This window comes from Sorangium sp. So ce117, from assembly GCF_051524395.1.
Taxonomy (GTDB): domain Bacteria; phylum Myxococcota_A; class Polyangia; order Polyangiales; family Polyangiaceae; genus Sorangium; species Sorangium cellulosum_B.
In genome coordinates, this window is the sequence record NZ_CP150309.1 from 73,401 (window position 1) to 90,398 (window position 16,998).

The following is a 16,998-nucleotide window of genomic DNA, read 5'->3' on the forward strand; positions in this document are numbered from 1 at the left end:
CGGAAGGAGAGAGTCCACTCCGCCCGGCGCTCCAGGCGCTCGGACCGGCCGCCGCCCTACCCGGCGCCAGGCGCCGACATGCCCGCTCGGATCGTGGCGCCGGCGCCGGCGCCCACCTCGGGGAATGGGCCCATGACCGCCAGCGTGAGGCCGTCCTCCTGCATGTTCACGAAGAGCGCCTTGCCGTCGGGCGAGAAACACACGCCGGAGAGCTCTCTCATGCTCCGCGCGTTGCGCGCGAAATCGAAGATCTGCCCGTCCAGCGTCACGCCTCGAAGGTAGCTCCCTCGATAGCCATCCTCCGCCATGAAGAGCTCTCGAAACCAACACATGCCGTCCGGCCGGCCAGGAACTCGGTACCGAAAGGCACGGAAGGCAATTGCCACATGGGCGCCACGGGGCCGATGCACGAGAGGAACGCAGGGCCGCGCGCAAGGAGAGGTCGAGTCGGTCAGCGCGCTGGCCGGGACACACGCCACCTTCGTGGCGTCATCCCACCTGGCCTTCGCCAGCGACGTTACGGGCCAGGACCTTCGAGGATACCCGGCCGACGAGCCGCCGCAGGAGCTGCTTCGCGCCGATCGCGCCGCCAGCGCCGACCGCGAAGACGAGAGGCGCCGCGGCGCCGCCGGTCACCGCGACGAGGCCCGCCGCGAGCAGCACGCCGGCGCCGGTCGCCACCGCGCCTGTCGAGGCCTCCTGCGCCGCGTGCGCGAGCGCTTCCTTCCTCGTCATCTCGCCTCGTTGGTAGGCCGTGACGCCCTCGTAGGCACCGAAGGCGCCGTCGATCACGAACCCGATACCGGCCGCCTTGCCCGCGCCCTTCAGGACCTCCCGGCCCGCGGCCCTCATCGCCTCGCGGGCCAGCCCCTTCGCGACCGCGGCCGAGACGCCGTCGGTGAGCGCGGCCTGGCCCGCGTGCCGCCCCGCTGCCTGCGCGACGATCGCGGCGGCCTGCGTTCCGCCCTGATCCGCGATGATCTTCGCCGCCGTCTGCGCGCCCAGCGAGAGCCCGGGCGCGAGCGCGTCCACGACCGCCGTGGTGTTCTCGACCATCACGCGCCGCAGGCCCTCCCGCGCGCCGTCGTCGAGGAGCCTCTTGCCCGCCGCCGAGAACAGCGCCTCCGCCGCCCCGCGGACGGCGACCGCGCCGCTCCCTGCAATCGAACCAAGGATCTTGTTTCGCTGTGAGCTCATCTCGACCTCCCCGCCTCGCGCGCCCTCGCCTCGATCATGGGGTAGCGCCCGGGTGCGGAAAGACAAGCTCAGCGACGCGCGCTCCCACGCTGCCGTGTCGCGGCGCCGGCCGCGTCCGATCGCCGGACCTCAGAACCTCACGAGCAGGCGCGAGCCGAGGCCGCCCGGCGCTGGCGTGAGGACGAGCTCTGCCGCCGGCTTGCCAGAGGCCGGCGCCGTGGGCTCTGAAGGGCTCAGCAGGAGCAGCGTGACGCCGGCGCCGATCCCGACGAGGCCGACGCCGGCGAAGACGCCGGCGAGCGTCGAGGCGGTCTTGCCCGTGTCGTAGTCGCCCTGGAGCGACGGCGGGCACTCGTAGGCGCCTCCGCCGGCGGGGGAGCACCCATCCTCGACCGCGGACAGCGCGCCGGCGCGCACGGCCAGCGCCACGACGGTCGCGATCGCGCCAGCGCCGCCGACGCCGAGCGCGACGTAGCCGCCCATGCGAATGCCGCTGGCCGGCGTGCCGGAGGCGCTCGGCGCGGAGAGCGCGTCGCGCCCCGGGAGCGGCGCGGGCACGGTCAGCGTCACGACCTGACGGGCGCCAGGCGTGAGGTTGGCGCGCTCCGCGATGGGCGCGGCGCCGCCGTAGAACAGCTCGACCGTGTGGGCGCCGAGATCGCGCTCGAGCTCGACGCCGAGGAGCCTCGGGTCGAGGGGCTTGCCGTCCAGCACCACCTGGACCGGCGGCCGCCCCTCGGCGCCTTTCAGCCGGACGGTCAGCGTCCCGACCTTGCCGCCGAGCGCCCGGTAGCGGGCCTCGGCGTCATCGCTCCACCCGGCGTACTTCGCCTCGTTGGACTGGAGCGCGGCGCGCCGGAGATCCCACCAGTCTCGCCTCGCCGAGGCATAGCGGCCGAGCTCCTCCTCGCACTCGGCGATGTTCCGGAGCGCGCCGAGCCCCTCGGGGTAGATCTCCAGCGCGCTCCGGAAGGCGATGACCGCCTGCTCGCACTGTCCGGTGCTCCGCAGCTCGCGCCCCCGGGCGAACAGCGTCTTCGCGTCCTCCTCGGCCCCGATGGCGAGCGCGCGCGCCGGCGCCGCCGCGAGCATGGCGACGCCGCAGAGCGTGATGAGCCGTCGCTCAAAAGGTCTCACTCTTGTCGATCTCCTTGCGGCGCCGGGGCACCGTGGGCGCGGCGGTCGCCGTCGCGCGCGGGGTGGCCTTGTCAGCCCCGGGGCGGCGCGTGGACGAGCGCGGTTGCGCGGGCGCTGCGGAGGCAGGCGGCGCGGGCGCTGCTACGGAAGCAGGCGGCTCGGCCATGGCCGGCGGCTCGGCCGCGGCGGGCTGCTGCGGCTGGGGCGGCGAGCGCAGCGCGACCGCCTGGAGCGCGCCCCGTACGCCGGGGGCCATGAGCCGCGCCGGCTGCTCCAGGCGCGGCCGATCGAGCAGGCGCGCCGCCAGCGCGGCGGTCCCCCCGAGCGCGGTCAGGCAGGCCAGCGCCACGGCGGGCGCCACCCGGGGCCGCCGCGGCGGCGCGACCTCCGCGGGCGGCTCGGGCGGCGGCGCCGAGAGCGCGGCGTGGTACGCCCCCACCATCTCGCGGATCGAGGCGAACCGCTGCGCCGGCCCCTTCGCGAGGGCGCGCGAGAACCAGGCGTCGAGCCCCTGGGGAAGCGACCGCCGGACCTCCGTGGCAGGCTCGAAATCGCGGGTGCTGACCGCCACGATGATCTCCGCGATGCTGTTGCCTTGAAAAGGCGTCCAGTCCGTCAGCACCTCGTAGGTCAGCACGCCGAGCGCCCAGACGTCGGCCCGCGCGTCGACCGCGAGCGGCGAGGCGAGCTGCTCCGGGCTCATGTAGTTCGGCGAGCCCAGCATGACGTCGGCCTCCGTCTCCTGCGGTCGATCCAGGCCTAGATCGCCGTGCAGCGCCTTGGCGATGCCGAAATCCGCGACCTTCACCGTCAGCTCCGCGCCGGGCGTGCCGACGAGCATCACGTTCGAAGGCTTCAGGTCGCGGTGCACGATGCCCATGTCGTGCGCCACGGTGAGCGCGTCCCCGATCTGATCAAGGATGTGCCCGAAGCGCACCGGATCGATCGGCCCCTTCTGGCGCACCTCGGCGAACAGCGTTTGCCCCGGGATGTGCTCCATCACCAGGTAAGGGATGTCGTCGTGGACCCCTGCGTCGTGGACCGCGACGATGTGCCGCGTGCGCGCGCTCAGGCGGGCCGAGATCTGGGCCTCGAACCGGAACCTCTCCAGGACGGTGCGGCTCCGCTCCGCGTCGCCGGTCAGCGAGGCGCTGAGGAACTTCACGGCGAGCTCGGTCTTGAGCGTGACGTGCACGGCGAGCCAGACCTCGGCCATGCCCCCGCGCCCGAGCGGTCGGACCAGCCGGTATTTGCCGTCGACGACCTCGTCGGGGGTGTGCTGCCAGATGTCCGACTCGTCGGCGCCGGCCTGACGAGCCGCCGCGCTCGGGCTGATCCGCACGGTCGGCGGTATGCGGGGCGTGGCGGCGTCCACGCCCGAAGGATAGTGGATGCCGCGCGCGGGACTGGCACTTTTCGACAGCCCTCGCCGCCGTCGCCCTCTGGCCAGCGCGGAATGGCGGCAGCCGGCAGCCGCGCGCCCGGCGAGTACACGAGGAGCGCGGCCGTTTCACTCGGCGGCGTCGGCGAAGAGCTCCGCAGGCGGCGCGTCGAGCGGCGAGGCCGCCCGCGAGGCCGCGCCGCCCACGCCGCGGTCGAGGGCGTCGCAGAGGAGCGCGCCGACGCCGGGGACGACGTTGGCGATCGCCTCGTCGGCCTCGCGCGGGTTCAACCACCAGAACGGGTTCAGCAGCCGGCGGAGGTCGCGAAAGGAGCGTGCAGGACGGCTGACCTCCACCGTGAAGGCGAGCGTTCCGAGGTTGGCGTCGAGCCAGTCGTCCATGTCGCCGACCGTGGGGTACCAGTGCGCCGCCTGGCGGATCTCGTACCGCTCGCGCGGCAGAGCCCGGCAGAAGGCGTCGCCGAGCGCCCGGTACAGCGGCTCGCGCGGGTTGGGCACGTCGGTGTGCGCCCACGGGTAGAGCAGGAGGTTGCCGCAGCTGTGAAAGCCGATCGCGAGCGCAGGCCGCGTCTCCAGCGCGACGTCGCGCAGGGCGCGCGACTCGGGCTCCGAGAACGCGTGAGGCCCCGTGTAGTGCGGCGACCACCGGAGCCGCGAGCCCGCGAACGGGTGCAGCGGCCGCGACGAGGACAGCGGCGCGAAATTCCGGTTCAGATCCACGCCGCGGGCGTTGCAGCGCTGTGACGCCCGCCGCTCGCCGCGGAGGCGCTCCAGGTTGTCGGCGAACGCGTCGGGGTTGACGACCGGCACCACGACGAGCCGCGCCCGCGCCGCCGCACCCGCGCGTCCGCTCGCCAGGATCGACCGGACCGCGTCGAGCAGCGCGAGCCCGCCGATCACCTCGACCCCGTGCATGAGCGACGTCAGCAGGAACGTCGGACCCAGCGGATTGCCGAAGTCGTAGCGCCGCAAGGGTCGTCCGTTCGCGGACGTCCCGATCGCTATTTCCCGTCCGCCGTGGGTGTGCGCGAGGCGCGTCCAGGCATCATCGAGCTGCGGGAGCTCGGCGTAGCGGCCGCATAGATCGGGCGAGCGTGTCATCCCAGTGTCTCTTATGTGACACCGGAATGGCGGCGGGCGCCAGCGGATTGAGTGGATTCATGGGTCGCGATTCCGCGGTTCCGCGATTCGCGTCGATTCGCGTCGATTCGCTTCGATTCGTCGATTCGTCGATTCGCGTCATCCGCGCGGCTGGTCGCGCTTGTCGCCCTTGCGCGTCGCGAGGAGAGCCAGGCCCTCGAACAGGAGGTGCGCGCCGAGGTGGAGGGTGACGTCGGCGTGATCCAGCGCGGGGCATACCTCGACGAGATCCATGCCCACCAGGTTGATCCCCGCGAGGCCGCGGAGCAGCTGGATCGCCTCGCGTGAGGTGAGCCCGCCGGGCACGGGCGTGCCGGTGCCCGGGGCGTAGGCCGGGTCGATGCCGTCGATATCGAAGGAGATGTAGACGGGCGACTCGCCCGCGGCTGCCCTGATGGCGGCGGCGATCGCAGGAGCGCCGTCGCGGTCGATCCGATCCATGCCGTACAGGGTCGCCCCGGCGTGCGCCGCGAAGGCGCCTTCCTCCGGGTGGCCCCACGTGGCGCGGATGCCGATCTGGTGGAGCGCGCTCCGCCCGATGAGCCCCTCTTCGATCGCGTTGCGGAACGGCGTGCCGTGGTGGAACGGCTCGCCCCACACCTCCGAGGTGCTCGTGTCGAGGTGCGCGTCGACGTGAACGACCGTGACGGGGCCGTGGCGCCGCGACAGCGCGCGGAGCACCGGGAGCGCGATCGAGTGGTCGCCGCCGACGACGAACGGGACCGCGCCGGCCGCGAGCACGTCGTCGACCGAGGCCTGGATCAGCTCGCGAACGGAGTCTGCGTGAAACGGGGGAAAGGGCACATTGCCCCCGTCGAGCACGTGGATCGCGCGGAACACGTCGATGCCGTGGCCGGGGTGATACGACTGCACGAGCGCGCTCACGCGGCGCAGCTCGTAGGGGGCGAACCGCGCGCCCGGGCGGTACGTGACGCTCCCGTCCCACGGGACGCCGAGGAGCACGGCGTCGGCGCCGGAATAGGCGGACGCGCCGGCCTCGTGGAATCCCGCGGTCGGGAGGCGAAAGAACGGCGTCTGCCCGTGCCGCAGGTACGCGGCTGCTCGTTGTTGGGACATGAGATCTCCTACAGGCTCAAGAGGTCCAGGATCACGGCGCGGGCGCGGTCCGCGAGATCCGCCGCGCCGCCGTGATCGCCGAGCGGCGGGCCAAAGGCGATGCGGGCGCTCGCCTCTCGGCGGCTGGAGAAGCGGATGAAATGGGGGAGGAAGGTGTCGTCGCCCGCCCAGCAGAGCTCCGGATCATCGTAGGTGATGGCCGCGGGCACGATCGGGACCCCCGCGAGCCGGGCGACGCCGAAGATGCCTTTCCGGAACGGGAGGACCTTCTCTCCGCGGGTGGTCGAGCCCTCCGGGAAATTCAGCACCGGGACGCCATGGCGCAGGGCCCGGAGCGCGCTCCGGAGCACGCGCGCCCCGCTCGCCGGGCGCTGCCGATCGACGAGCAGCACGCCGAGATCGCGCGCGCGATCGCCGATGATCGGCCAGCTGCCGATCTCCTGCTTCGCGATGGCGGTGCAGGGGGTGAGCGACGCGAGCAGGATCGGATCGAGGTAGCTGACGTGGTTGGCCACGACCACGAACGGCGACGCGGGGAGCGCGCCGGTCACGCGGACACGCAGGCAGTGCAGCGCGCACAGGTCCCGCGCGATCCCGTGAAGGAGGCGCGCCCTCTCGCGGTGGCGCGAGGCGGGCAGCGTGGGCAGCAGGCTGGTCCGGAACACGGTGTCGAGCGCGAGCCCCATCACGCCGGAGACCCGGCTGGCGATGGAGAGCGCCTCGGTCCAGGGCCGGTCGCCCGCCGCCGGCGCGCGGCGGCCGTGGTCGAGCGGAGCGGTGGTCGTCATGGTCCGTCGGCCTCAGGCCACCGCGGCGATGCCGCCGCTCTCCGCCGCGCGCGGCTCCTTCATGTCGGCCTGGCGATCGACGAGCCCCACCTTCTCGAAGCGGGCCCGGAGCGCCATGAACGCGTCGCGATCGATGCGCGAGATGATGCGCGGGTGTCCGGTGCCATAGAAATCGGGGCGGACCTCGATCTCCTTGGCGCCGAGCATGGCGTGGAGCGCCCGCGCGGCGTGGTTGTCCTCCTCGACGGTGAACCAGCACGACTCCGCCCATCCAAGGATCGACCCGACGAACGCGCGGAGCAGCGTGTGCGTCGCGCGGGAGCCCTGATACTCGGGCAGGACGGCGAGGGTCGTGCAGTAGACCTCCTTGCCGCGCGTGAAGGAGAGCAGGTAGCCCGCGGGCCTCCCAGCGGCCTCGACCATGAAACAAGAGTCCTTGAAGAAGTCGCAGCAAAGACGGATGTAATACCGCCCGAGCTCCCCTTCGCCCGCGCTGCCGAAGAGGGTCGTCTCCAGTTCCATCAGAGTCGAAAAGTCATCGCTCCGGAGCGTGCGCGCCACATAACGGCTCATTGTTGCGCCTCCTTACTTCAATTGAATCGTTGCTGTGGGCGCAGCATGCCGGGACTCGGTGGAGAACAGGTCACAGGACCCCCTAGGTTGAGAGACACGTCGGGGGCGATGGCGCGTCAAGATGGCTGGGGAATCGCGTATGGAAGGTGCCAGGACGGCAATGTCATCGTGGCCTGAGGCGCTCTGCCGCCGTGGACGGGAGTGCGAGCGCGAGGCCGGCGAAGGCCCGGGCGGTGTCGAGGAGCGCGGCGAGGCCCGAGGAAGCGCGCCATCCGCCGGTCACGCCGGTCCAGTGCTTCATGGGCACGAAGAGGTTGCCGTCGGTGTGCGGCGCCGCGCGATCCAGGAAGGTCGCGCGGAGCGTGTAGGCCGCAAACAGCCGCTCCATGAGGCCCGGGAAGGCGACGAACGCCGCGGCGGTGATGCGGCCGGCGGCGCCGACGTAGACATCTCGCCGCGGCCGCTCGGCGAGGGAGACCATCGCCGCCGCGACCCGCTCGGGGTCGACGATCGGCCGGATCGGCTGGACGGCGCGGCCGGTGAAATTGCCGGCGTGCTGGTAGATCGGGGTGTCGATTGTGGCGGGCAGGAGGTTGCAAACGTGGATGTCCGGCGTGCTGGAGAGCTCCTGTCTCAAGCAGGACGTGAGTCCGAGGACCCCGAACTTGGAGATGACGTAGGCGCTCATCGTCGGCGCGCCGAACTTGCCAAGAACGGAGACGTTGTTGATGAGCACCCCGGCGCCCTGCGCGCGGAAACAGGGCAGCACAGCCCGCGCCCCGTGCACATAGCCGAGCAGGTTCGTCTCGATGACCTGGCGGTAGGCCTCGTAGGGCGCCTCGTCCGCTCGCGCGTAGAGGAACACGGCGGCGTTGTTCACCCAGACGTCGATCCTGCCGAACACCTCGACGGCGGCGCGGGCGAGCGCTCGGACGGCTTGCTCGTCCCTCACGTCCGTCGCGACGGCGAGCGCCGGCGCGCCGACGCTGGCGCACTCGGCGGCGACCTCCTCGAGGGCCGCCTCGTTCCGAGCGGCGATGACGACCCGCGCGCCGCGCCTCGCGAACGCTAGCGCGGCCGCCCTGCCAATGCCCGAAGATGCCCCGGTGATAACGACCACCGCGTCACGAATGCACTTCCGCATGACTGGCCCCCTCCCGCGCGGTCTGTCCCTCGCCGAGAGGAGAGCAAGGCGCGGGCCATCAGGGCCGGGGGCCGGGTCGGATGTGGCCGCGGAGCTCGATTGAAACGGCGAGCGTGGTGGATGGATGAAGAATTTCAAACGCAAAGGCGCAAAGGCGCAAAGACGCAAGGAGAAGAAGAAACAAATCTCTCTCTCTCCCTTGCGCCTTTGCGCCTTTGCGCCTTTGCGTTTTTTTCTTCTCTCTCTCTTCAGCCGTAGAAGGGCTTCCCGGTCCTCGCCGCCTCGACGAGCGCCGGGGCGGGCGTCCAGCGCTTGCCGAAGCGGCGCTCGTAGATCTCGATGCGGCGGAGCACCTCCGCGGCGCCGAGGCCGTCGACATAGCGGAACGGCCCGCCGCGGAACGGCGGGAAACCCAGGCCGAAGATCGCGCCGATGTCGCCGTCGCGCGGGCTCCGGAGGATCCCCTCGCCGAGGCAATGCAGCGCCTCGTTCACGAGCTGGAGCGAGCAGCGCAGCTGGATCTCCTCGACGGGCACCGGCGGGCTGTCCTTCGCCCTCGGCACCGGCAGCCCGAGCACGCCATAGACGCCCTCGTCGGCGTGCTTGCCCTTGCCCTTCTTCTTCGCCGCCGCGCCGTACAGGTACATCCCGCGCTCGTTCTTGCGGCCCCTCCGGTCGTCGGAGACCAGCCTGGCCATCGTGGGAGGCGGCGCGAGGCGGTCGCCGAACGCCTCGAGCATGATCGGGCCGACGTGCGCCGCCACGTCGATGCCCACCTCGTCGAGCAGCGCGAGCGGGCCGACCGGCCAGCCCCACGCGACGAGCGCCGCGTCGACCTGCTCGATCGCGACCCCCTCGGCGAGCAGCCAGCTCGCCTCGTTCATGTACGGACCGAGGATCCGGCTCGTGTAGAAGCCGACCCCATCGTTCACGACGATGACCGTCTTGCCCTGGCGCTTGCCGACCGCCACCGCCGTCGCGACCACCTCGGGCGACGTCGCCTCGGTCCGGATGACCTCGAGCAACGGCATCTTGTGCACAGGGCTGAAGTAATGCATCCCGACCACGTTCTCCGGCCGCTTCGACGCGGCCGCGATCCGCGAGATCGGGATCGACGACGTGTTCGACGCGAAGATCACCCCGTCCTTGCCGTGCTGCTCGACGTCCCGCAGGACCGCGTGCTTCACCGCCAGATCCTCGAACACCGCCTCGATCACCAGATCGGCGCTCCGGAGGCCCGAGCCGTCCGTCGTCGCGGTGAGCAGCGCGAGCTTCTCGTCGCGCTCGAGCGGCGTGAGCTGCTTCTTCTTCACCCGCTCGCCGAGGATGTCGGCCACGTACTTGAGCCCGCGGCCGATCGACGCGTCGTCGCGATCCCGGAGCCGCACGGAGATGCCGGCGTTCAGGCTGACATAGGCGATGCCGGCCCCCATCAGGCCGGCGCCGATCATCGCGATCTTCTCGACCTTCCTCGGCTGCACGGCGGGGTCGTCCACGCCGGTGTCCTTCTTCATCGCGTTCGTCGCGAAGAAGAGCTCCATCAGCCGGTGCGCCGTGCTCGACGCGACGAGCTCGCCGAACGCGCGCGCCTCGACCTCCTTCGACGCCTCGAAGCCCTTCTCCGCATAGGTCCTCAGCACGTCGATGATCCGCTCGGGCGCCGGGTAGTGCCCGCCGGTCTTCTTGCGTGTCTGCCGCGCTGCCTGCTGGAAGAGCAGGGCACGGCCGATCGGGTTCCGCTCCAGGGCAGCGCGGGTGAGCGCGGCGGAGTCGAGCTTCGGCGCGCTCGCCCGCTTGGGCCGGAACGGCGGGCCGGCCGCAGCGAGCTTGAGCGCGAGCGCCGCGGCCGTCTCCCTCAGGATGGCCGCGGGGACGACGTCGTCGGCGACGCCGAGCTGCCGCGCCTTCGAGGGGCGCATGTTCTTGCCGGTGAGGCCGTGGTCGAGCGCCGCGTTCAGGCCGGCGCGCTCCGCGAGCCGCTGGAGCCCGTTGATCCCGGGGAGCAGGCCGAGCTGCACCTCGGGCAGGCCGAGCACCGTCTTCCGGTCGTCGCTCAGCACCCGGGCATGGCAGGCGAGCGCCACCTCGAGGCCGCCCCCGAGCGCGGCGCCGTGGATCGCCGCGACGATCGGCTTCGGCGAGCGCACGATCCGCAGGATCGCCTCGTGCCCGGCACGGCACATCGCCTCGGCCTGGGCCGCCGTGGAGACGCCCTTCAGCATCTCGATGTCGGCGCCCGCGATCCAGGTGTCGGCCTTGCCGGACACGAGGATCGCCGCCTTGATGAGGGGGTTGCTCGCGATCTGGCCCGCGATCCGCTCGAGATCGCCGGTGAACGTGGGCTTCAGCGTGTTGACCGCCTCGCCCGGGACATCGTAGGTGACGACGGCCACGCCGTCGGGGCGCACCTCGAGGGACAGCGGGCTCGCGGCCGCGGGGGCCGGCGTGGCGGCGGCGGATGTCGTGGTCATGCGGCCTCCAGGACGACGGCGGCGCCGAGGCCGCCCGCCGCGCAGACGGTGAGGAGCGCGTGATGCCCGCCGCGCTTCTTGAGCTCTCGGAGCGTGGAGAGGACCATGCGTCCTCCCGTGGCCGCGAAGGGGTGGCCGAGCGCGATCGAGCCGCCGTTGACGTTGAGCTTCTCCGGATCGATCTCGCCGACGGGGGCGGACCGGCCGAGCTTCTCCGCGGCGAACGACGGCGACGCGAGCGCCTTCAGGTTGGACGCGACCTGGGCGGCGAAGGCCTCGTGCATGTCGACGAGATCCATGTCGGCGAGCGAGAGGCCGGCGCGCTCGAGCGCCCGCGGCACGGCGAGCACCGGGGCCATCAGGAGCTGCCAGCCGGGGTCGACCGCCGCGTAGGACCACGACTTGACGTACCCGAGCGGCTGGTAGCCGAGCGCCTTGGCCTTGCCCTCGCGCATCAGGAGCAGGGCGCTCGCCCCGTCGGTGAGCGGCGACGCGTTGCCCGCGGTGATCGTGCCGTGCCGCCGATCGAAGGCCGGCGACAGCTTCGCGTAGGCGTCGAGGGTCGAGTCGTCCCGGACCACGTTGTCGCGCTCGACCGGCTTGTCGTAAGGCGGGGGGATCACGTGCATGACCTCGGCGGCGTAGGTGCCGTCGCGCCAGGCGCGCGCGGCGTTCGTGTGCGAGCGGTGGGCGATCGCGTCCTGCTCGGCGCGCGAGATGCCGTTCTGCTTCGCCATCTTCTCGGCGGCCTCGCCCATCTGCTCGCCCGTGGTCGGCTCGCGCGAGAAGCCCGGGATCGGGGGCACGAGGTCCTTCAGCGAGAGGCGGGAGACGATCTCCAGCCGGGCGCCGAGCGTCCTGGCCTTCTGGAAGTCGGTCAGCGCGGAGGCGAGCTTCCGGGAGACGCCGAGCGGCACGTCGCTCATGCTGTCGGCGCCGCCGACGAGGGCGACGTGGTGCTGGCCGGCGAGCATCGCCTCGGCGGCGCTCGTCATGGCCTGGAGCGACGTGGCGCACGCGCGCGAGACGCTGTAGGCGTCGGTGTCCTTGGGCAGGCCGGTCCGCAGCACGACCTCGCGCGCGATGTTGAGCCAGTCGAGCGTCGGCACCACCTGGCCGTAGACGACCAGCGTGACGTCGCGCGGGGTCACCTCGCTCCTCTGGAGGAGCTCCTTGACCACCGTGGCCGCGAGATCGACCGTGCGCAGCGCCTTGAGCGCCGTCCCCGCCTTGGTGAACGGCGTGCGCAGCCCGGCAACGACCGCCACCCGGTCCTTGCCGCCCTTCCCATTCTTGCCTGAAGCCATGTCGACTCCTCTGCTGCCGGAGAGCCCATCGCGAGCCCGCCCCGCGCGCCCCGCGCAGCCCCCCGGATCCCGGCGTGCCAGCGCACACCGGTTGGGGGTATTCCCTTAGGTGCGCTAACGCGTCGTGTCAACCGTGGGCGGCCAGGGGCGTCGCAGGCGGCGAGGCGCTCCACGAGAAAGCGACGTGGGAGGAAGGACGGTTGGGACAGCCTGGGCGCTAATTTGGCCCACGCCTGAGCTTGCCGATAGGGTGGTTGGCCATGCGGAAACTCATTCTATGCAGTGCGTTGCTCTGCGGCGCTCCGGCGCTCGCCGGGTGTGCGACGTTTGCAAGCGACTCGGCGCCGGCGGCGCCGGGTTATGTGTATGTGGCCGGTCACAAGAACAACCAGCCTGCGATGTGGATGTGCCCTGACGCGCCGGGCAAGGCGGAGTGCACCGAGGTCGAGGTAACGACGGAGGCAGGCGAATGAAGCGTTCTTTGATTTTCGGGCTCTTGCTCGCGAGCTTCGGCGCGATCGGCTGTCAGGGGAGCTACACGAGCATCCGGCAGATCGACGGGACGCGGTACCACGTCACGCGCACGAAGCAGGGCTTCTTCAACGCGTACGGCACCGTGTTCGACTGCCAGGCCAAGGGCGACGCGATGACGTGCGTCGAGATCAGCGATCTGTGAGCTCCGCGCGGGGTCGCAGCTCCGCGCAGGGTCTCTAGATCGCCGGCCGGTCGAAGAATAAAAACGCGAAGGCGCGAAGGCGCAAAGGCGCAAAGGCGCAGAAAGACGTCGAGAAGAATTTTTTCTCGCTTCTTCTTGCGCCTTTGCGCCTTTGCGTTTCATTCTCTCTCTGCAGCTCCGGCTCGCGCGTCACCGGCAGCCCCGCCCGCTCACGCCTCGCGCAGGAAGGCCTCGAGCAGCGCCGCCGAGACGTCGAGGAGATCGCGCTCCGTCACGATGCCCAGGAGCCGCTCGCCCGCGACGACGGGCAGGCAGCCGACGCGCTGCTCGCGCATGATCCGCATCGCCTCCAGCGTCGGCGTGTCCGGCGCGACGGTCACGGGGTCGGGCCGCATGATCGACGCCACCGTGGGCGGCGCGGAGCCGCTCGGCGCCGCCGCGGCGCCGCGGGCGACGAGCCGGAGCAGCGCGCGGTGAGAGACGACGCCGACGAGCCGGCCCTGCTCGTCCTCGACCGGGACGTGGCGCACGTGCCGCCAGTCCATGACGCTCGCCGCGAAGTCGACGATGTCGGTGGGCCGCACCGTGAACAGATCGGTCGACATGAACTGGCCCACGGTCCGGTAGCTGTCGCGCATGAGGTCCAGGTCGTCTTCGAGCGCGGCGGGCTCCCACGCGTGCACCGGGCGCCTGGCCCCGCCGCCCCGGGCCTCCTCCCGCTGGTGGGCCAGCATCGCGGCGCAGAGGGCGCGGCTTCGCAGCTCCGGGGTGCCCCGCCCGGCCATGGCCGCGAGCGAGCCGAGCGCCCACTGCGCGCCCGTCTGGCCGCTGCGGACCCGCTCCTCGACGACGCCGAGGTACCGGTCGACGTCGGCGGCGTCGATGCTCGCGGCCAGGAGGCCCGCCCGGGCGGCGGGGAGGAGGTGCGAGAGGATGAGCTCCGGGGCAGGGAGGCTCCGGCCGCCGAGCCACGTGAGCTGCGCCTTGAGGCCGTGGCGGGCCGCCGCGAAGAAGTTCGTCTTGGCGTCCTCGAACGGCATCTCGAGGTCGATGCGCGGGTGCTCGTCGGCGAGGCCGGTCATGAGGCCGAAGAAGAAGGCGGCGTTCGCGACCTCGTCGAGGATCGTGGGCCCCGAGGGCAGCGCGCGGCTCTCGATGCGCAGGTGCGCGACCCCGGCCAGGGCCCCGTAGCAGGGGCGGTTCCAGCGGTAGACGGTGCCGTTGTGGACCCGCAGGGCCTTGAGGTCCGGCACCTCCCCGCGCGCGAGCACGGCCGCGGGGGGCTCGCCGGTCTCGGCGGTCATGATCACGCGGAACCGCGCGATGTCCTCGCGGAAGAGATCGAGCACGCCGCCCTGCACCCAGCCGTCGCCGAAGTGGACGCGGGGCCTGTGCTGCCGGCCCTCGAGCGTGTTCGGGCGGGTGTCGACCGAGGTCTCGAAGAGGGCGATCCGGGTCTCGTGCCAGAGCCGCTGCCCGAGGAGCAGCGGCGAGTTGACCGCGGCGGCGAGGACGGGCGCGGTCACCGCCTGGGCGAGGTTGTAGAGCGACGCGAACTCCCGCGCCCCGACCTGGAGGTGGACCTGGAAGCTCGTGTTGCACGACTCGAGCAGGATGTTGTCGTGGGTCATCTCGAGCTCGTCGAGCCCGTGGATCGAGACGCGGAAGTCGCCCTGGCGCAGCCGCAAGAGCGCGCGGTTGAGCTCGTGGTAGCGAGGCGCCGGCGTGAGGTTCTCGAGGCGGAGGTCGCCGGCGCGCAGGGTGGGGAGGATGCCCGTGAGCAGGACGTCGGCGCCGACGGCGCGCGCGGCCTCGGCCGCCCGCCCGATGACCTCTGACAGCTCGGCCTCGAGCCGCCGCAGGCAGTCGCCGCCGAACGGGAGCGGGGTGAGGTTCGCCTCCAGGTTGAAGCGAGCGAGCTCGGTCGTGAGCCGATCGTCGGCGGCCCGCTCGAGCACCTCCAGCGCGAGCGGAGCGGGCCGGAGCGCGCGGTCGACGAGGAACATCTCCTGCTCGGCGCCGATGCGGCGCACGCCGGACTCGATGCGATCCTCCAGGAGGAGGCGCTCGAGCGCCTCCACGTCGTCGAGCAGCGCCCGCATGAACGCCTTGTGCTGCTGCTCGCTCGCCTGCTCGGAGACGTGCTGCTCGCCCATGGTGATCGCCCCGCCTTTCGCTTGCTCTCGCTCCAGGGAAGCCTACGACGGCGAGCGGCAGGGGGCGCGGGGGATCCCCCGGCGGGGAGGGCGGGCGTCTGGCTCGGCGCGGGCGGCGCGGCGGCGGGCGAAGGCGGGCGACGCCGGTCAAAAGCTGCGGCCGGCCGCGAGCCGCAGGGTGGCGACCTTGTCCTCGGCAAGGCCGAACCCGAGCGGCGGGTCGAGCGCCACGAGCAGCCCTGCCCGGGCGTAGTAGCCAGGCTGCTTCAGCGTGTAGGTGAAGAACGGCTCCATCGCGAGCTGCATCCTGTCGTCGCGGGTGAGCGTCAGCGCGGCCTGGAGGCGGAGCCCGCCGCCGTAGGGGCCTCGGCCGCGCAGCTCGAGCTCGTCGCCCTGCTCGACCACGAGCTCGACGCCGGCCCTGCTGGTCGGGAGGGCGAACATCACCGCCGTGTCCGCGCGGTAGACGAGCCGCGCGGCGAGCTCCGCCTCGACGCCGCCGCGGACCTTCAGGGGCAGGTGCCCGACGGTGAGCCGGTGCAGGTCGAAGGAGGCGCGCGCGGGGGCGGTCGCCTGCAGCGTGGCGCGGGCGTCGGCGTCGGGGGCGCTGAGGACGGGGATCGAGAGCGCGCCGCCGCCGAAGACGGTGAGCTTGCGCGAGAGGGCGCGCGCATAGTGGGCGCCGACCGTGGGGTTGCCGAAGAGAAGGCTGCCGGCGCTGCTGCTCTCGTCGACGCCGAGCCGGGTGGACCGGAACGAGGCGGAGACGTCGCCATAAGCGAGCGGGAGATCCACGTCGAGGTGGAGCCGGCCGAACCACTCGAGCTGACCTCGGAGATCGAAGGTCAGCCCGAACGTGCTCACCTCGGAGGTGACATCGTCCATGGCCCATGAGGCCGACTTGCTCAGGACGTCGAGCTCGAGCTCCGCACGCGATCCCTGGGATTTAGCCCAGCTGTTCTTTTCTGCCGGAGCGGCAGGTGGTGCCGTGAGCCAGAGCGAGAGCAGGAGAGCGGAGGAGAGCAGTGATCTCGCGTTCAATCAGGCCCACCTGCGAGGACTACCATGGCTCGGCTCGGCCGTGGTTATCGAACGGCGCCCTCGGCGCCCGCGGCCTCCTCGTCGTCGTCCTCGTCCTCGTCGTCGTTCTCCTCGTCGTCGTTCTCCTCGTCGTCGTCAGCGTCGCCGCTGCCGTCGAACAGCAGGGAGGGAGCGTCTTCGTTGCCGTGTTCCGCGAAGATCGCGTCGGCGGCGATCACGAGCTCCTCCATGCGGTCGGCGTCGACGGGGCCGTACACGGCGAGCGCCATGGCGCGATCCTGCACGAACAGCCACGCGTCGGGGAAGTCGAGCAGGGCGTCGCGGATGCTCTTCGAGAGCCAACGGCCGATGGCCTTCGCTTCGGGTCCCTCGACAAGGAACTGCTCCATGAACTCCGGGTCCTTCTTGAACTGGACGCCGGTGTTGGGGGCACGCCTGCCATCGACGATCGGCAGCGGGCACACGGTGAGCCGGGGCCCGGCCTTGGCCAGCTTTGTGAGGACCACCTGGTACTCGCTGCCGTTCTTCGCGTCCGGGCCCACGACCGCGACGTAGGCGAGCTTCGGGACGAGCTCGTAGCGGGCGAGGACCGCGCCGCCGCCCGTCTCCTGCAGCGTGTGCTCGAGGCTGGACGGCAACGAGCGCACCGGACGAGGGCCGTCGCCGCCGGCGCCGGCCTTCCGGCCGCCGGGCTTCGCGCCGGGGCGGGCCGGGGCCGCCTCGGGGGTCATCAGGGCGCGCCAGCGCGCGAGCTCGCGGTCGCGCCGCGCCTCGTGCCGACCGCGCAAGCCGGTCAGGAACCAGACGACGAGCAACGCAAGGGGACCTACGTACCAGAGCCAGGGCATGGGGCGGCGATGCTAGCAAACCTCGCGGGGCTGCGGTGGGG

The 16,998-nt window shown here is 72.0% G+C and carries 16 protein-coding genes; 2 read left to right on the forward strand and 14 right to left on the reverse strand.

What is annotated here, in order from left to right:
- Positions 1 to 56 precede the first annotated feature (56 nt).
- The 11 genes from WMF46_RS00325 to fadI form a co-directional block, all read right to left on the reverse strand.
- Positions 57 to 308, reverse strand: a complete 252-nt coding sequence (locus WMF46_RS00325) for a hypothetical protein (protein ID WP_437983751.1) — start codon at positions 306 to 308, stop codon at positions 57 to 59.
- Between the two features lie 181 nt (positions 309 to 489).
- The gene (locus WMF46_RS00330) at positions 490 to 1,197 is read right to left on the reverse strand and encodes a hypothetical protein (protein WP_437983752.1); all 708 of its coding nucleotides are present in this window, start codon (positions 1,195 to 1,197) and stop codon (positions 490 to 492) included.
- Positions 1,198 to 1,326: 129 nt separating this feature from the next.
- Entirely contained in the window at positions 1,327 to 2,334 is a 1,008-nt protein-coding gene (locus WMF46_RS00335) for a tetratricopeptide repeat protein (RefSeq protein ID WP_437983753.1), read from the reverse strand.
- Positions 2,321 to 3,709 (reverse strand): serine/threonine-protein kinase, encoded by a 1,389-nt coding sequence (locus WMF46_RS00340; RefSeq protein ID WP_437983754.1) that lies wholly within the window; start codon positions 3,707 to 3,709, stop codon positions 2,321 to 2,323. Before WMF46_RS00340 ends, WMF46_RS00335 begins: the two co-directional genes overlap by 14 nt.
- A gap of 135 nt (positions 3,710 to 3,844) precedes the next feature.
- Positions 3,845 to 4,837, reverse strand: coding sequence for a M14 family metallopeptidase (locus WMF46_RS00345; protein WP_437983755.1), 993 nt, complete (start codon positions 4,835 to 4,837; stop codon positions 3,845 to 3,847).
- A gap of 138 nt (positions 4,838 to 4,975) precedes the next feature.
- On the reverse strand, positions 4,976 to 5,953 hold the full coding sequence (gene speB, locus WMF46_RS00350; RefSeq protein WP_437983756.1) for an agmatinase: 978 nt from the start codon (positions 5,951 to 5,953) through the stop codon (positions 4,976 to 4,978).
- 8 nt (positions 5,954 to 5,961) lie between these two features.
- The gene (locus WMF46_RS00355; RefSeq protein WP_437983757.1) at positions 5,962 to 6,741 is read right to left on the reverse strand and encodes a lysophospholipid acyltransferase family protein; all 780 of its coding nucleotides are present in this window, start codon (positions 6,739 to 6,741) and stop codon (positions 5,962 to 5,964) included.
- Positions 6,742 to 6,753: 12 nt separating this feature from the next.
- The gene (locus tag WMF46_RS00360; RefSeq protein WP_437983758.1) at positions 6,754 to 7,314 is read right to left on the reverse strand and encodes a GNAT family N-acetyltransferase; all 561 of its coding nucleotides are present in this window, start codon (positions 7,312 to 7,314) and stop codon (positions 6,754 to 6,756) included.
- Between the two features lie 163 nt (positions 7,315 to 7,477).
- Positions 7,478 to 8,458, reverse strand: a complete 981-nt coding sequence (locus WMF46_RS00365; RefSeq protein ID WP_437983759.1) for an SDR family oxidoreductase — start codon at positions 8,456 to 8,458, stop codon at positions 7,478 to 7,480.
- 248 nt (positions 8,459 to 8,706) lie between these two features.
- Entirely contained in the window at positions 8,707 to 10,929 is a 2,223-nt protein-coding gene (gene fadJ / locus WMF46_RS00370; RefSeq protein ID WP_437983760.1) for a fatty acid oxidation complex subunit alpha FadJ, read from the reverse strand.
- A complete protein-coding gene (fadI, locus tag WMF46_RS00375; protein ID WP_437983761.1) occupies positions 10,926 to 12,236 on the reverse strand; it encodes an acetyl-CoA C-acyltransferase FadI in 1,311 nt (436 codons plus the stop codon). Before fadI ends, fadJ begins: the two co-directional genes overlap by 4 nt.
- A 260-nt stretch (positions 12,237 to 12,496) precedes the next feature.
- Between fadI and WMF46_RS00380 the strand changes: the two genes are divergently transcribed.
- Complete coding sequence (locus tag WMF46_RS00380) at positions 12,497 to 12,709, forward strand: hypothetical protein (RefSeq protein ID WP_157906336.1); 213 nt, start codon at positions 12,497 to 12,499, stop codon at positions 12,707 to 12,709.
- The gene (locus WMF46_RS00385) at positions 12,706 to 12,912 is read left to right on the forward strand and encodes a hypothetical protein (RefSeq protein ID WP_012232684.1); all 207 of its coding nucleotides are present in this window, start codon (positions 12,706 to 12,708) and stop codon (positions 12,910 to 12,912) included. Before WMF46_RS00380 ends, WMF46_RS00385 begins: the two co-directional genes overlap by 4 nt.
- Before the next feature lie 209 nt (positions 12,913 to 13,121).
- On the opposite strand, the gene WMF46_RS00390 is transcribed toward WMF46_RS00385, so the two are convergent.
- From WMF46_RS00390 to WMF46_RS00400, 3 genes are all read right to left on the reverse strand, one after another.
- Positions 13,122 to 15,068: a CBS domain-containing protein gene (locus WMF46_RS00390; RefSeq protein ID WP_437983762.1), complete on the reverse strand. Its 1,947-nt coding sequence runs from the start codon at positions 15,066 to 15,068 to the stop codon at positions 13,122 to 13,124.
- A gap of 147 nt (positions 15,069 to 15,215) precedes the next feature.
- Complete coding sequence (locus WMF46_RS00395) at positions 15,216 to 15,953, reverse strand: hypothetical protein (protein WP_437983763.1); 738 nt, start codon at positions 15,951 to 15,953, stop codon at positions 15,216 to 15,218.
- Positions 15,954 to 16,153: 200 nt separating this feature from the next.
- Positions 16,154 to 16,957 (reverse strand): hypothetical protein, encoded by an 804-nt coding sequence (locus tag WMF46_RS00400; RefSeq protein ID WP_437983764.1) that lies wholly within the window; start codon positions 16,955 to 16,957, stop codon positions 16,154 to 16,156.
- Between the last annotated feature and the right edge of the window lie 41 nt (positions 16,958 to 16,998).